Origin of the sequence: Brevundimonas sp. KM4, from assembly GCF_000964075.1 — a bacterium.
In the GTDB taxonomy this organism is placed as follows: domain Bacteria; phylum Pseudomonadota; class Alphaproteobacteria; order Caulobacterales; family Caulobacteraceae; genus Brevundimonas; species Brevundimonas huaxiensis.
Genome location: NZ_JZRG01000023.1, coordinates 67,380 through 83,386, shown reverse-complemented (window position 1 = coordinate 83,386; position 16,007 = coordinate 67,380). Strand labels below are relative to the sequence as shown.

The window sequence follows — 16,007 nt, the reverse complement described above, 5'->3', positions numbered from 1 at the left end:
GCCGTGGGTCGCGACCCCGCCTCTGAGCCCCAGGCCCAGCAGTCTTTGCAAAGTTGTCGTCGTCACGACCTGTTGCGCCTGCCGTCGCGCAGGAACAGCCAAAGACCGACCAGGGTCAGCAGCGCCATGCCGAACCAGGTCAGGGCATAGACCAGATGGCTGTTGGCGAACCGGATCACCGTCAGCCCTCCGCGCGGCCATCCCCCTGGCTTTGGGCTGGCGTCCGCGTCAATGAAATAGGGCGCGACGCTCGTCAGGTCGCGCCGCGCCGCGATCGCCGCGACGTCGCGGGACCGCCAACGATCACCGGCCGGATCATTGGCGCGCAGGAAGCCGCCCTTGGGCTCGGTGATGCGGAGCAGTCCGGTCACCGTCTGCGGCCCCTCGACCTGACCATCGGCTCGGACGGCCGGATCGCGTCGGCCTGACGGCACGAAACCGCGATTGATCAGGACGGTGAAGCCCCGGTCGTCAACCAGGGGCGTCATGACCCAGAAGCCGCCACCGGCGTCGGTCACCGCCTGAACCAGGGTTTCCTTGTCGTGCAGGAATCGACCGCGAACCGTGACGCGGCGGTACTGATCCTTGTCGCGCGTCACGCCGGCCCATTGAGTCGGACCGGGCGCGGGAACGGCGGCCGCGTGAACGCGCGCGTCGACCTGGGCGATCAGATGGGTCTTCCAGGCCAGGCGCTGAACCTGCCACCCGCCCAGCGCCAGAAAGCCGACGAACAACGCCAGGCCCGCGACCACGACCGCCATGCGGAAGGATCGCGAACGTCTGGCCGTGCCGCCGGCCGGGGCTGAAGACGGGTCCGTGATTTCGACCTCAGCCGCCCATCTGCGCCATGTCGTGCGTCATGGGCATCATGTTGGTGTTCAGGTGGTACATGACCCACAGCGAACCCGACAGGGCGATGACCACCACGATGATGGTGAAGATCAGCGCCAGCATGATCCAGCCGCCCTCGGACTTGGAGTTCATGTGCAGGAAGAAGATCATGTGGACCACGATCTGCACCACGGCGAAGCCCATGACGATCAGGGCCGTCGCCTGGGTCGGCAGGACGCCGGTCATGACCAGGGCGAACGGGATGGCCGTCAAGATCACCGACAGCACGAAGCCGATCATATAGCTCTTGAAGGAGCCGTGATTGTGCCCCTCGTGACCCAAGTGGTCGGTCTCGTGAGACTCAGGGCTGTGGTCGTTCTTGTCGGCGCTCATCGCAGCATGCCCAGCAGATAGACGAAGGTGAAGACGCCGATCCAGATGACGTCCAGGAAGTGCCAGAACATCGACAGGCACATCAGGCGGCGTTTGTTGGCGGGAATCAGGCCCTTCATGCTGACCTGAACCATCAGCGTCACCAGCCAGATGATGCCGAAGGTGACGTGCAGGCCGTGGGTGCCCACCAGGGTGAAGAAGGCCGACAGGAAGGCGCTGCGCTGCGGCGTCGCGCCCTCATGGATCAGGTGCGCGAACTCGTAGAGTTCGATCCCGAGGAAGGCCAGGCCGAACAGGCCGGTGATCGCCAGCCAGACCAGCGTCTGACGCTGGTTGTTCCGATCCATCGCCAGCATGGCGAAGCCATAGGTGATCGACGAGAACAGCAGCATGGCGGTGTTGATCGCCACCAGCTCCAGGTCGAACAGCTCCTTGGGGCCCGGCCCGGCGGCGTAGTTGCCGCCCAGCACGCCGAACACGGCGAATAGCATCGCAAAGATGAGGCAGTCGCTCATCAGATACAGCCAGAAGCCCAGCATGGTGCTGGAGCCTTCCTCGTGGTGCGGCTCCTCTTCCAGGTGGAAGACGGTCCGGTCGATCTCGGTCGCAGTCGCGCTCATGATCAGGCCTCCGTTCCGGCCAGGGCGCGGGTGCGCGCCTCTTCTGTCGCACGGACCTCATCCTCGGGGATGTAGTAGTCGCGCTTGTAGTTGAAGGTATGGCCGATCGAGACGGCCAACACCCCGATGAAGCTGATGGCGGCCAGCCACCAGATGTACCAGATCAAGGCCAAACCCATCACCAGGCACAGGCCCGAGATGATAATCCCCGCCCCCGTGTTCGAGGGCATGTGGATCGCCTTGTAGCCGCTCAGCGGACGCTGATAGCCCTGCTTTTTCATATCCCACCAGGCGTCGGCGTCATGGACGTAGGGCGTGGCGGCGAAGTTGTAAGCCGGCGGCGGCGACGAGGTCGCCCACTCCAGCGTGCGGCCGCCCCACGGGTCGCCCGTCGTGTCGCGCAGCTTGTCGCGGTTGATGATCGACACGGCGAACTGGATGAACATGGCCGCGATGCCCAGGGCGATGACGCCGGCACCGATGGCGGCGATGACGAACCAGATCTGCAGCGAAGGATCGTCGAACACCCGCATCCGGCGCGTCACGCCCATCAGGCCCAGCACATACAGCGGCAGGAAGGCCAGCCAGAAACCGGGCACCCAGCACCAGAAGCTGATCAGGCCCCACTTCTTATCCAGCTTGAAGCCGAACGCCTTGGGCCACCAGAAGTTGATCGCCGCGAACAGGCCGAACAGCACGCCGCCGATGATGACGTTGTGGAAGTGGGCCACCAGGAACAGCGAGTTGTGCAGCACGAAGTCGGCCGGCGGCACCGCCAGCAGCACGCCCGTCATCCCGCCGATCACAAAGGTCAGCATGAAGGCGACCAGCCACATCATCGGCAGCTCGAACCGGATGCGCCCGCGGTACATCGTGAACAGCCAGTTGAAGATCTTCGCGCCCGTCGGGATCGAGATGATCATCGTCGTGATGCCGAAGAAGCTGTTCACCGACGCGCCGGAGCCCATGGTGAAGAAGTGGTGCAGCCAGACCAGGTAGGACAGGATCGTGATGACGACCGTGGCGCAGACCATGGAGGTATAGCCGAACAGCTTCTTGCCCGAGAAGGTCGAGGCGATCTCCGAGAAGACGCCGAACAGCGGCAGGATCAAGATGTAGACCTCGGGGTGACCCCAGATCCAGATCAGGTTCACGTACATCATCGGGTTGCCGCCGAAGTCGTTCGTGAAGAAGTTGGTGCCGACGTAACGGTCCAGCGTCAGCAGGGCCAGGACGGCGGTCAGGACCGGGAAGGACGCCACGATCAGCACGTTGGTGCACAGCGAGGTCCAGGTGAAGACCGGCATCTTCATCATGCCCATGCCGGGCGCGCGCATCTTCACGATCGTCGCGATCAGGTTGATGCCGGACAGCGTTGTCCCGACCCCCGCGATCTGCAACGCCCATATGTAGTAGTCCACGCCGACGCCGGGGCTGTAGCCGATGCCCGACAGCGGCGGATAGGCCAGCCAGCCTGTGCGCGCGAACTCGCCCACGAACAGCGAGGCCATGACGATGACGGCGCCGGCCGTGGTCATCCAGAAGCTGAAGTTGTTCAGGAAGGGGAAGGATACGTCGCGCGCGCCGATCTGCAGCGGCACGACATAGTTCATGATGCCCGTCACCAGCGGCATGGCCACGAAGAAGATCATGATCACGCCGTGAGCGGTGAAGATCTGATCATAGTGGTGGGCGTTGAGATAACCCTCGGACCCGCCGAAGGCCATCGCCTGTTGCAGGCGCATCATGATAGCGTCGGCAAAGCCGCGCACGAACATGATCAGACCCAGGATCATGTACATGATCCCGATCTTCTTGTGGTCCACCGTGGTGAACCACTCCTTCCAGAGATAGCCCCACAGCTTGAAATAGGTCAGGGCGCCGAACAGGGCGAGACCGCCCAGCAGCACAACCGACATGGTCACGACCAGGATCGGCTCGTGCAACGGCAGAGCCTCAGGTGTGAGGCGCCCGAAGATTAGCGGAATGAGTTGATCAGCGTTCATCGACTGTGTTCGCTCAGGCGTTGGGGGCGGAACGGACGTCGGTCGGAACCGGCCCCGTGGCGAAAGGATTGCGGGCCAGCGTCGTAAGCGAGGCCATTGGAGTCTGGCCTGGCGACAAGCCCTGCCCGGTCAGGCGCTCCAGGCTGGTCGGTCCGGCGACCGTATCCAGTTCGGCGCGGCGCATGCGATCGGCGGCGGCCGCCTCGGCCTGCAACGGGGTGCAGATCGTCATGACGTAGCTCTCGTTGGAGCCGAAGTAGGCGGGCGATTTTCCGCGGCCGGCGTATTTGTCATAGACCAGCGGCATGGTGTTGCGCACCGACGCCATGGACAGGCCGCCCTGTTTGTCGATGGCCATCATCTCGCCCATGCACATCTTGCCCGGCTCGACGCACATGTTGAGGATCGCGTCCCACAGCATGCCGTCGACATTGGAGAAGCGCATGACGGGCACCTTCTCGCTGGGCTTTTCCAGCTCCAGATAGCGGTCGCGGTCCAGCGTCTGGCCGCCCTGGCGCACGCCGGCGATCCATTGGTCGAACCCGGACTGATCCAGGCCGTGGAAGGCGAAGCGCATGTGCGAGAAGCCGTCGCCGGAATAGTTGGCCGAGAAGCCTTCGTATTCGCCCGGACGGTTGATGACGGCATGCAGCTTCGTCTCCATGCCCGGCATGGCGTAGATCTGGCCGGCCAGTGCGGGAATGTAGAAGCTGTTCATCACCGAGGACGAGGTGATGTGGAAACGGATCGGACGATCGACCGGCGCGGCCAGTTCATTGACCGTGGCGACGCCGTACTGCGGGTAGATGAACATCCACTTCCAGTCGAGCGCGACAACGTTGACCTGCAACGGCTCGGCGCTTTCCTCGACGGCCTGCCCCGGCTTGATCCGATCGATCGGACGATAGGGGTCCAGTAGGTGGGTGCCGGCCCAGGTCAGGGCGCCCAGGCAGATGATGATCATCAGCGGCGCGGCCCAGATGACCAGCTCCAGCGAGGTGGAGTGATCCCAGTCGGGACGGTAGTCGGCCTCCGAATCCTTGTTCGACGCCCGATACTTCCAGGCGAAGAAGACGATCAGACCCATCACCGGCACGATGATGATCAGCATCAGCAGGGTCGAGATCATCAGCAGATCGCCCTGCTGGGACGCGACGTCGCCGGCAGGGTTCAGGACGACCAGGTTGCAGGCCGACAGCAGGGCCACGACGGGCGCGAGCAAAAGTAGGCGCAGACGGCGCAAGGCGGATCCAATCGAAAAGCGTCGGGCGAAGGGGAGGCGCCGCGACGGTTGGCGTTCGTAGGCGGCGGGATACTCAAGCTCAATCAGGAACGACATTGGGCAATATGTCCTATCCTCACGAGGCCGCTTTCATCGCAAAGGGCGCCCGGTCATAATGCGGCGACCTGCCGTACGGCCGATAATTCAGTCTCACACGGAGCGACCAAGCCCATGTCCGCCTCGACGACCCCTTCGTCAGAGTCGCTGGAACGCGACGCCGCCGCCCTTCACACGGGTCATGGCAAGGTTGACGCCGGCGAGATCGCCATCGGCGTCATTATCGGCCGAACTTCCGAGTTTTTCGACTTCTTTGTTTACGCCATCGCTTCGGTGGTCGTTTTCCCGCAGCTGATCTTCCCCTACGCGGGCGCGGTGGGCGGCACCCTGCTCTCCTTCGCCGTGTTCGCCCTGGCTTTCCTGGCCCGGCCGCTGGGCACCGTCCTTTTCATCGCCATCGACCGCAAGTTCGGACGCGGCGCCAAGCTGACGACCGCACTGCTGCTGCTGGGCACCTCCACCGTGTCGGTGGCCTTCATCCCCGGATATGAGAGCATCGGCATGTGGGCGCCGGTGCTGCTGGCCCTGACCCGTATCGGCCAGGGCGTCGCCCTGGGCGGCACCTGGGACGGTCTGGCCTCGCTGCTGGCGCTGAACGCGCCAGAGAAGAAGCGCGGCTGGTACGCCATGATCCCTCAACTCGGCGCGCCCATCGGCCTGCTGGTGGCCTCGGCTCTGTTCGCCTTCTTCCTGAACACACTGTCGGCCCCTGACTTCCTGGATTGGGGCTGGCGCTATCCCTTCTTCGTGGCCTTCGCCATCAACGTCGTGGCTCTTTTCGCCCGCCTGCGCATCGTGGTGACGCCGGCCTTCCAGAAGCTGTTCGAGACGCGCGAGCTTCAACCCACGCCGATCAGTCAGGCCCTGCGCGACGAAGGCCCCAAGATCGCTATCGGCGCCTTCGCGCCGCTCGCCAGCTTCGCCATGTTCCACATGGTCACCGTCTTCCCCCTGTCGTGGGTGTTTCTGTTCACCAAGGAAACGCCGGTCCGCTTCCTGCTGATCGAGATGGTGGGCGCCGTCTTCGGCCTGCTGGCCATCCTCGCATCGGGCATTCTGGCCGACCGCTACGGCCGCCGCACCTTGCTGGCGATCACGGCCGCCGGCATCGCCGCCTTCTCCGGCTTTGCGCCGCAACTGCTGAACGGCGGCCCGGTCGGCGAGCTGACCTTCATGATCTCCGGCTTCATCCTGCTGGGCCTGTCGTTCGGCCAGGCCTCGGGCCCGGTGGCCTCCAGCTTCAGCCTGACCAACCGCTATACCTCGTCCGCCCTCACCTCGGACCTGGCCTGGCTGTTCGGCGCGGGCTTTGCGCCCCTCGCGGCCCTGTGGATCTCCAGCCAGTTCGGCCTGATCGCCGCCGGCGCCTATCTGCTGTCGGGCGCGATCTGCACGCTGCTGGCCCTGTGGCTGAACCGCGAACTGGCCCGCAGCTCCTCCGACAAGGACCGCGCCAAGACGGCCTGATCTTTCAGGTCACGCACAAACAGACACGGTCCGCAGTCGCCTGCGGGCCGTGTTGCGTTTGGAGCAGATCGTTGTGAGCCGCAGCGGCAGCTTCAGTTGGCGCGGCTGTCCGTCGACGGCTTGAAGGTGGTGTCGAAATGACAGCCGTCCTCGTAGCGTGAAGCCGCCACCTGACACAGCGTGGCAACGTCAGCGGGCGTCGGCTTCACGCCCTCGTCCAGCCAGCGCATCATCGCCTGGAAAAGACCGACGTACTCTGGCGGCGATAGGCGGCTATGTTCGGACTCGTCTGTGAACGTCTGGACCAATAGGTCCGATCGTCCCGCTGCGGCGACCGTCTCCCTGTAAAGCGCGTCGTTGGAGACGAAGGCTGTCGCATCGTTTTTGGCGTGGATCGTCAGCGTCGGCGCCACGATCAGACCGCTGAGATCCGCGTCGTAGGCCAAGCGCGCCACACCCATCGGATCAGCCGCGAACCGCTGAACGCCAGCGTTCAACGCCTCGTCGTCGTGCGAACCCTGATAGACCGTATGGCTGTTGTCGAAGGGGTTCAGCCCGTCAAGACGGCGCAAAACCATGTCGCGGAACAGGAAGGTCGCCCAGGCCAGATGCGGAACCAACTGTTCCTCGTTCACGCCCGTCACGGCCAGGATATCCGCCAGATTGCGCTTCTGCTCAGCCGACCTCTCGGCAAGCGGCAGGCCCACGCCCGTGCAGGTTTTGACCCGCTCGGCCAACTGCGCCCGGTTCAGATCGCTGTCTAGCGGCAGCCCCTGCCAAAGCGGATACCGGGGCTCGTTCGGAAGCGGATGGTTGTTGCAGTAGAACTGATACACCGCTCTCAAATCGGCGCGAAAGCGGTAGGTGCGGGTCCCGCCGCCGATTACGCCGTTGGTCAGGACGACGCCGTCCCACATGACCTGTCCCTCGGCATCGCGGGCGTAGAGCTCAGCCGTCTTGGCCGCGACATTTCCGCCCCAGGACTGGCCATGCACCAGAGTTCGACGTGGTTTGCCGAAGGCGTTCCAGAAAATCTGGCGCAGATCGTCCGTGTCTTCCGCCGCCATCCGTACGCCATAGCCGCCACGGCGATAGGTCGAGCCCGCCCATGCGAAACCTTCCTTCACCGTCATGGAGAACCGCTCCATGTCCTCCAGCGGATCGTTCGGTTCTGGCGCGCTGGTGCGAGGTCCGCCATGTGCGTGAACGATCAGGGCGCCATTCCAGTCCTGAGGCACGGCGATCCAATAATAGCCGCCTTTGACCGCCCTGCCCGACCAGCACCGCGTCTGCCGCGGCACGAAGTCCGGGCAATCGGCTGGCGCGGGCGCAGGATCGACAGGCGCCGCGACGGCCGTCTGCGTTTCCTGCGCCTGCGTCATCGGCGCGATGCCGGCCCAGGCGGCGACCAGCGCCCCCAGAGATCGAACAATACGGTCGGTCATCGCGCCTCTCCCTCTCAGAACGTCTTGGAGATGTTGGCGTACCAGTAGCGGCCGTAGGGATTGTAGAGCGCGCCCAGATAGCCCGACGAAGTCAACGGCGGCTGCTCGTCAGTGATGTTGCGCGCCCCCAGGCGCACCGTTGTGCCGGACGCAAAGCCGGTGTTGTCGCCGAACTCATACTGACCATACAGATTGCCAGTGATCTGGCTATCGACCTGCCAGGGGTCACCTTGGGCGCTGAGGAAGCCGGCTTCGGTGACGGCGCTGTTGTATTGGGTGAATGCGCCTACCTGCCATGGCCCTTGCGACCACGTGAACGAGCCCGTCACCCGCCATTCCGGCCGGCCGTTGCGAGCCAACAGGGTCTGAGAGATCGGCAGCGGCGTGTTCGCATTGATCTGGCCGGCTTCACGCGCTGCGAACAGCGACTCGACCAAGGGGCCGGGAGAACGGTCGAACTTCGTCAGATGCGCCGCATTAACGCTGGCGCGGAAGTTGCCCCAAGGTGTGCCGCGCAGCCGCCAATGTAGACCGATGTCGAGCCCCTCCACCGTCTGCGGCAGCAAGTTTATGAACTGGTCTTCGACCGAGACGATCTGTCCGACAGGAGTGATTCCGCTGCCCTGGAAGAAGGCGATGTCGTCGGCCGTCACCGCCGCGCGGTTGACGTTGTCGTTCCGCGTGCCGTGCAGGATGTTCAGATAGTCCAGCACGACGTTCGACTGCGCGCCCAGCAGACCGACGATCTTCTCCTGCTCGATTTTCCAGCGGTCCAGCGTGAAGGTGAACCGGCCAAACTGCTCGGGAATGAACCAGGGCTGCAAAACCAGGCCGATGGACTGATTGGTGCTTTCCTCGGGCTGAAGCTCGGGATTGCCCGACACCAGCAGCGAGGCGCTGGCGGGTTGCGAACATTGGTTGAAGTTGGTGATCCGACCCAGGCGTAGATCGGCCTCACAGCGGATGTAATCGTTATTGGTCGATAGACGCCCGTATTGCGCCGCGTTGGTCTGTTCCAAGTTTGGGGCGCGGAAACCCTCGGAATACGAGCCCCGGACGCGCACGCCTTCGACCAGGTCCCAGGCCATGGCGATCTTGGGCTTGGCCACATCGCCGAAGTCGGAATAGTGCTCGTATCGACCGGCCAGTTGGAAATCGAGACTGCGAACCAGCGGAATGTTCATCTCCGGCGACACGACGGGCACGGCAAACTCGACATAGGCCGAATAAACCTCGCGCTTGCCGTAGGTGTCGGGGTTGGAGCTAACCGCGGCGATGTTGGACTGGCTGATCTCGCCCGACACGCTGTCGCGGAAGACGTTGGTGCCGTCCAGATCGGCGTCGCGGTCGTCACGCTGAGTTTCCCGACGCGCCTCGACGCCCAGGGCCATACTGACGGGTCCGGCCGGTAACGCGAAGACATCCGCACGACTGAGCTTGAAGTCCCACAGCGCCAGCGTCGTCTTGGAGACCCGTGTCAGGTCGGTCGTGATGGCGTCGATCGCGGCCTGAGAACTGGGCGTGCAATCGCCGAAGCTGGTATCGTTCACACAGCCGCCGCTGAACGGATTTTAGGCGTCGGGCGTCGACAGGGCGAGATTGGCCTGAAGCGCGGTCAGATTGACGGCGTTCGAGCTGTCGGTGGCCTCGGCTTCCGAATACAGCAGCGCGCTTTCCCAATCGAAGCCGCGCCATTCGCCCCGCAGGCCGCCCAGGAATCGGGACTGCCAGTTGTCGACATCCACCACCTGGGCGCCCAGATCGTTGAAGCGATACCGAACCAGCTTAACGGCCGTCCCGGCTGTGGGGACGTTTGTCAGGCCAGCGAGACGATTGGGATTGCGCGTGCCGTCGGCAAAGGTGACGGGACCGAACGGATTCCAGTAGTTGCTGGCTGGAATCCAGAGCGGGTTCAGCAGGATGGTCGGCGGCTGAAGGTTTTGGGTCGATGCCGTGTAATAGCCGAGTTCGCCAAAGGCCGTGACGCCGTTGTCGAGATCGAAGTGACCCGACACGAACAGGTTCAACCGTTCGATGTCCGGCGATTGGGTGGTGCCCCGCGCCCCGTCGTAGCGCAACTCGCGGCCAGCGCCGCTGTAGCTGATGTTGCCGCTGGCCAGGCAAACATCACCCCCAACCGGCGCGGTGCAGCCGAAGCTGGAAGGCTGATTGTGGAAGGCGCCGGCGCCGGTCGTCAGGGCCGTTGTGCCCCGACGGACTTGGAACGGCGTCTGGAAGTTGGCCCAGGCTGTATAGGAAGAGCGCCCGTCGGTGTCGGTCGAATTCTCATAGCCCGGCACGTTGGCGAACAGGCTGCGGCGGTCGTCCGAGGCGGTATAGGGCTCGTCGCTGGCCTGCTGGGCGGTGCGGTTGGTGTAGTCGAGGAAGCCCGACAGATTGCCCCGCTCGAAATCCTTGCCTGCGAACATCCCGAAGGTGAACTCTCGACGATGCGTGCCCTCCGCGCCGCCGTACTGGGCCTTCATCTCCAAGCCATCGAAATCCTGCTGAAGCACAGTGTTCACGACGCCTGCGACAGCGTCCGCGCCATAGATGGCGGCGGCGCCGTCCAGCAGAACCTCCAACCGCTCCAACCCAGAGACCGGAATGGCGTTGGAGTTGTAGCTGAGCACAGGCACCGTGCCGGTGTCTGACGTCCCTTGGCTGGTGGGGTGCTGAACGATCCGACGTCCGTTCAAGAGCACCAGGGTGTTGCCCACCCCGAGCGAGCGCAGATTGACCGAGTTGACGTCGCCTCGCGCTGCGTTCGAGGTTTGAGGATTGTTGGCGCTGGAGAACAGCACATCGCCCATCTGGGGAATGGACCGCAGCAGATCATCGCCGCTGACGGCGCCGGTCGCGATGATTTCTTCCTGCGTGACGACGGTCACCGGCAGAGCCGCCGTGGTGGAGGCGCCGCGGATCTGAGAGCCGACGACGACGATGTCCTCGACCTGCGCCGCCTCGCCCTCCGGCGCTGGCGTGGACTGAGGCGCGGCGTCCTGAGCCAGAGCCGCTCCCGCCGAGATCAGCAGGACAGCCGAGGCCGCGCCCGCCATCAGTGCGAACTTGGATTGCATCTTCATGTTTCCTCCTCCCGGGCCGTCGTTATGTCGTCGGTCCCGTCATTCAAAAGTCGTTCTCGCCGTCAGTCCTTGGCGAGAACCAGATCGTCTCCAGGCCCCGCCGCAGGGTCAGGCAGCGCCGCCACCGGCAAGGGATGTCCGTCCAGCGCGGCCGCTAGAGCGTCGCGATCCAGCGCGTTCTCCCAGCGGGCCACGACGATGGTGGCCACGGCGTTGCCAATGAAGTTGGTCAGGGCCCGGCATTCGCTCATGAAGCGGTCGATGCCCAGGATCAGGGCCATGCCGGCGACTGGCACATCCGGCACGACCGACAGGGTCGCCGCCAAGGTGATGAAGCCCGCGCCCGTGATGCCCGCTGCGCCTTTTGAGCTGAGCATGGCGACCAGCAGAAGCGTGATCTGCTGCCAGATGGTGAGTTCGATGTTCAGCGCCTGAGCAATGAACAGAGCCGCCATCGTCATATAGATGTTGGTGCCGTCCAGATTGAACGAATAGCCGGTCGGCACGACCAGGCCGACGACCGACTTGGCGGCGCCCGCGCGTTCCATCTTGGAGATCAGGCTGGGCAGGGCCGCCTCTGAACTGGAAGTGCCCAGCACCAGCAGAAGCTCTTCCTTGAGGTAACGGATCAGCTTGAGAATGTTGAAGCCGTTGGCGACGCCCACCAGACCCAGCACGCCGACGACGAAGATGATCGCAGTGACGTAGAAGGTCACGATCAAGGCGGCCAGATTGGCGATCGATGCGATGCCATAGGCGCCGATCGTAAAGGCGAAGGCCCCGAAGGCGCCGATGGGCGCAGCCTTCATCACGATAGCGACCAACTTAAACACAGCAAGACTGAGGGTCTCGAACAGATCGACCACCGGCTGGGCCCGTTCGCCCACCAACGCAAGGGCGAGGCCAAACAGGATCGACACGAACAGAACCTGCAGGATGTTGCCGGTCGAGAAGGCGCTGACCAGCGTGTCGGGAATGACGCCCATCAGGAAGCCGACGATCGTGCTCTCGTGCGCGGCCGCCGCATACTGCTCGACAGCGCCGGCGTTCAACGTCGCCGGGTCGATGTTCAAGCCATGGCCCGGACGCACCAGATTGGCGATGATCAGGCCCACGATCAGAGCCAGAGTCGAGAAGACTAGGAAGTAGGCGAAAGCCTTGGCGGCGACGCGACCGACGCTACCAAGATCGCGCATGCCGGCGATGCCGGTCACGATGGTCAGGAAGATCACCGGCGCGATGACCATCTTCACCAGTTTGATGAATCCGTCGCCCAGCGGCTTCAGGCTCTCGCCGAACGTCGGCCAGAAGTGACCGATCAAGGCGCCGAGCGCGATGGCGATCAGCACCTGGAAATACAGGTGGCGATAGAACGGCCGGCGAACGACCGGCGCGGCCTCTGACGGGACTGAGATCACGAAGGGCTCCTGATGTGCGGGGGGTGATCCCGCAGTCTCCTCGATGGGCGCGATCTTCGCCACGCTCCGTTGGATAGAGCTTCCAACGAGAACCATCATCGCGAAAGCGATTGATCCAACGCCTCGTTCTCTATGAAAATCAGGCACTTTCTGGAAAAGCGTGAGGATCGGTTAAGATATTTGTGCGGTTTTTCACCCACAAGGCTGGCCCTATCGTGCGATTATCCGCACACTGCGAACATGCAGGATGCACAGGTCACAGACTCGGCTCGAAAACCTTGGCGCTCCCTTTGGCTGGTAACGACAGTGTGCTGGTTCATGATCGCAGCCTTGGCGGCTTTCGGCGCAGGCGAGGTCGCTCGGCGTGATGCCAAGATCGAACTGGCTCGGCAGACAGAGGCCGCCGCCGCCCTGCACGCGGCCGTGCTACGCAGCGAACTGGAAAAGCACCGCTCCCTGCCCCTGGCGTTGGCGAGCGATCCCGACATCGCCGACCTGCTGAGCGCCCCGCAGACTGCCAAAGGCGATACAGTCAGCCTTAAACTGGAAACCTTGGCGCGTCAGACACGCGCCGCCGCCATCTATATCATCGACGCCAGCGGACGAACCCGCGCTGCCAGCAACTGGCGCCTGCCGACCAGTTTCGTCGGCGCCGACTACGGGTTTCGGCCTTATTTCATCAACGCCATGCGCCAAGGCCAGGCGGAGTTCTTCGCCTTGGGCACTGTGTCCGGCCGGCCCGGACTCTATCTGGCGCGGCGTGTTGACGGGTCGAGCGGCTCCGCCGTGGGCGTCGTCGTGGTCAAGGTCGAGTTCGCCGCTCTCGAGGCCGAATGGCGCGCGTCTGGTGAGCCGGCCTATGTTGTCGACCCCGGCGGCGTCGTGCTGATAACCAGCGTGCCGGCATGGCGTTTCCGCACCACAGAAGCGCAGGACGAACTTCGACGGCGGCTGACATTGACCGATCAGACGCTCCAACCCGAGGCGTTGCGCCCCCTCCCCTTCGTAACGCCTCCCAATGATCGACCGCGTCTGATCCAAGCTCCAGTCGATGGCCGCGAGCAGCGCTGGATGCATGCGGCGATCCCAACGGAAACGCCCGGCTGGACTCTGCACCTGCTGTCGCCGGATCGTGGATCCATTGGGATGGCCGTCGCAACCGCGCGGGCGCTTGCGGCCCTGATCGTCACCCTGCTGGCAGGAGTCATCGTCGTGCTTCTGCGTCGTCGCCATCAGGCCCTTGTCCGCGCCCGTGCCGAGGAAGAGGCGCGGCTGGAACTGGAAAGGCTGATCGACGAACGCACCCACGAGCTTCGTAACGCTAACGCCGCCCTCAATCGCCAGATCGAGGAACGCCGCCGAGCCGAGACCGCACGCGAACTGCTGCGTGACGAGCTGGTTCAAGCCAGCAAACTCGCCGCGCTGGGGCAGATCGTCGCCAGCGTGGCGCACGAGATCAATCAACCCGTCGCCGCCATCCAGACCCAGGCAGAGACCGCCGGCGTTCTGCTTGATCGCGACGAGGCCGCTAAGGCGCGTGGGGCATTGGCGCGGATCAGCGACCTGACCCAGCGCATCGGGGCCATCACCGAAGGCCTCAGGGTCTTTTCCAGAAAGTCAGATCCCAAAATCGGCATCGTCCGTCTGGAGGACGCCATCCACGGCGCCCTGCTGCTGACGCGCGGCCGATTGGACGAGGGCGGCGTCGAGTTGATCCGTGAGGGCGACGCAGACGTCACAGTACGCGCCGACCGCTTTCGTCTGGAACAGGTGATCGTCAACTTGGTCAAGAACGCTTCAGAAGCGCTGGAAGGCTGCGATCGGCCACGCCTAACGCTGAAGGTCTTGCGCGAAAAAGACCGTGTTCGATTGAGTATTTCCGACAATGGTCCAGGCGTGCCGCCCGCTGTGCGCGCCCAACTGTTCACCCCCTTTGTCACCACACGCGCAAATGGGCTCGGCCTGGGTCTGGTCATCTGTCGAGATCTGATCGCCGGGTTCGGTGGCGAGCTCGACTTGGTCGACGAGGACATCGGAGCGACCTTTGTCGCCACCCTGAGGATCGCGTGATGGAATTTGCCCGCCCCACTGCCGTCGCCCTGATCGAGGACGACGCCGATTTCCGCCATGCCTTGGTCGAGCGCCTGACCCTGGAAGGTTATGACATTCGCGCTTTTCCAGGGGCGGAACCCGCGCTGAGAGCGATCGATGCCGATTTTCCGGGCGTCGTGATCACCGACCTGCGGATGCCTGGCCTTGATGGCCGCCAGTTGCTCAGCCGCCTGCAAGCGTTGGACGCCACCCTGCCGATCATCATGATCACTGGCCATGGCGACATCACCGACGCCGTCGCAGCGATGAAGGACGGCGCCTACGACTTCGTCGCCAAGCCCTTTCCGTTTGAGCGCCTTCAAGACAGCTTGAACCGCGCTCTGGAAAAACGCGGTCTGGTCCTGGAAAACCGTCGCTTGCTGGCGATGGCCTCGGACAGCGGACAGGAGCTGCCCCTGGCGGGATCGTCTCGCGCCATCATTGCCCTCCGCGCCACCATCGCTCAGATCGCCGATGCCCGAATGGACGTGCTGATCGAAGGCGAAACCGGAACAGGAAAGGAGGCCGTTGCGCGCGCCCTGCACAACGGCGGCCGGCGACGATTGGCCCCGTTCGTCGCCGTCAACTGCGGCGCCCTGCCTGACGGGCTGATCGAGAGCGAACTGTTCGGACACGAACTCGGCGCCTTCGCCGGAGCCTTGCGCCGCCGGGTCGGGCACGTCGAACGCGCACACAACGGCTCATTGTTTTTGGACGAGGTCGAGAGCATGCCTCTGGCCGTTCAGGTCAAGATTTTGCGTGTCCTGGAAGAACGCGAGGTCCATCCCATCGGGGCCAACGAGCCCCGCGCCTTAGATTTGCGTGTACTGGCCTCGTCAAAGATCGATCTCGGCGAGGCCGCACGTGGGGGCGCCTTTCGCGAAGACCTCTATTACCGTCTGAACGTGGTGAGACTCCGCGTACCGCCCCTGCGCGAACGGCGAGAAGACATTCCGCTGCTGTTCGCCCACTTCCTGCGTCGCGCGGCGGACCGCCACGGCATCGATATTCCCTCTATAAGCGACAGCGTAAGACGCCTGCTGGTCGAGGCCGACTGGCCCGGCAATATCCGCGAACTGGCGCATTTTGCGGAACGCGTCGCCTTGTCACTCGATGACAACACCCGCGCGCCCGATCACGGCCTAAGTCTTCCCGACCGCGTCAACAGGTTCGAAGGCGAACTGCTGCGCGACGCGCTACAGTCCCATCGTGGGGACATATCCGCAGTGCTCGCCGAAATGCAGGTTCCGAGGAAGACGCTGTACGACAAGCTGCAGCGGCATGGCCTAAAGCCCGCCGATTTCCGCTGAG

Annotated in this window: 12 protein-coding genes; 3 read left to right on the top strand and 9 right to left on the bottom strand. The window is 63.9% G+C overall.

All coding sequences use genetic code 11. From position 1 onward, the window contains the following. Positions 1-62: 62 nt before the first annotated feature. The 5 genes from VH88_RS13135 to cyoA all read right to left on the bottom strand — a co-directional run bounded on the left by VH88_RS13135 (position 63) and on the right by cyoA (position 5,093). Positions 63-761 (bottom strand): SURF1 family protein, encoded by a 699-nt coding sequence (locus VH88_RS13135; protein WP_045811654.1) that lies wholly within the window; start codon positions 759-761, stop codon positions 63-65. A 67-nt stretch (positions 762-828) separates the two neighbouring features. Beyond that, positions 829-1,224, bottom strand: a complete 396-nt coding sequence (gene cyoD, locus VH88_RS13130) for a cytochrome o ubiquinol oxidase subunit IV (RefSeq protein WP_045811653.1) — start codon at positions 1,222-1,224, stop codon at positions 829-831. Then, positions 1,221-1,844, bottom strand: coding sequence for a cytochrome o ubiquinol oxidase subunit III (gene cyoC / locus VH88_RS13125; protein ID WP_039248366.1), 624 nt, complete (start codon positions 1,842-1,844; stop codon positions 1,221-1,223). Before cyoC ends, cyoD begins: the two co-directional genes overlap by 4 nt. Before the next feature lie 2 nt (positions 1,845-1,846). After that, the gene (gene cyoB / locus VH88_RS13120; RefSeq protein WP_045811652.1) at positions 1,847-3,850 is read right to left on the bottom strand and encodes a cytochrome o ubiquinol oxidase subunit I; all 2,004 of its coding nucleotides are present in this window, start codon (positions 3,848-3,850) and stop codon (positions 1,847-1,849) included. 13 nt (positions 3,851-3,863) lie between these two features. Next, positions 3,864-5,093, bottom strand: coding sequence for a ubiquinol oxidase subunit II (gene cyoA / locus VH88_RS13115; RefSeq protein ID WP_045811667.1), 1,230 nt, complete (start codon positions 5,091-5,093; stop codon positions 3,864-3,866). A 210-nt stretch (positions 5,094-5,303) separates the two neighbouring features. Here cyoA and VH88_RS13110 point away from each other — a divergent pair, with 210 nt between their 5' ends. Beyond that, positions 5,304-6,656 carry an MFS transporter gene (locus VH88_RS13110; protein WP_017504041.1) on the top strand — a complete coding sequence of 451 codons (1,353 nt, stop codon included), beginning with the start codon at positions 5,304-5,306 and terminating at the stop codon, positions 6,654-6,656. Between the two features lie 92 nt (positions 6,657-6,748). On the opposite strand, the gene VH88_RS13105 is transcribed toward VH88_RS13110, so the two are convergent. The 4 genes from VH88_RS13105 to VH88_RS13095 form a co-directional block, all read right to left on the bottom strand. Beyond that, positions 6,749-8,101, bottom strand: coding sequence for a hypothetical protein (locus VH88_RS13105; protein ID WP_052689611.1), 1,353 nt, complete (start codon positions 8,099-8,101; stop codon positions 6,749-6,751). A 14-nt stretch (positions 8,102-8,115) separates the two neighbouring features. Beyond that, positions 8,116-9,651 carry a TonB-dependent receptor domain-containing protein gene (locus tag VH88_RS16530; RefSeq protein WP_231576688.1) on the bottom strand — a complete coding sequence of 512 codons (1,536 nt, stop codon included), beginning with the start codon at positions 9,649-9,651 and terminating at the stop codon, positions 8,116-8,118. Between the two features lie 21 nt (positions 9,652-9,672). Beyond that, a complete protein-coding gene (locus tag VH88_RS16525; protein WP_231576687.1) occupies positions 9,673-11,187 on the bottom strand; it encodes a TonB-dependent siderophore receptor in 1,515 nt (504 codons plus the stop codon). A 62-nt stretch (positions 11,188-11,249) separates the two neighbouring features. Then, positions 11,250-12,602, bottom strand: a complete 1,353-nt coding sequence (locus tag VH88_RS13095) for a dicarboxylate/amino acid:cation symporter (RefSeq protein ID WP_369796290.1) — start codon at positions 12,600-12,602, stop codon at positions 11,250-11,252. Between the two features lie 321 nt (positions 12,603-12,923). Between VH88_RS13095 and VH88_RS13090 the strand changes: the two genes are divergently transcribed. Together VH88_RS13090 and VH88_RS13085 are read left to right on the top strand one after the other, a co-directional pair. After that, the gene (locus tag VH88_RS13090) at positions 12,924-14,675 is read left to right on the top strand and encodes an ATP-binding protein (RefSeq protein WP_156146840.1); all 1,752 of its coding nucleotides are present in this window, start codon (positions 12,924-12,926) and stop codon (positions 14,673-14,675) included. Beyond that, positions 14,675-16,006 carry a sigma-54 dependent transcriptional regulator gene (locus VH88_RS13085; RefSeq protein WP_045811651.1) on the top strand — a complete coding sequence of 444 codons (1,332 nt, stop codon included), beginning with the start codon at positions 14,675-14,677 and terminating at the stop codon, positions 16,004-16,006. The genes VH88_RS13090 and VH88_RS13085 overlap by 1 nt, the downstream gene beginning before the upstream one ends. The last annotated feature ends 1 nt before the right edge of the window (position 16,007 follow it).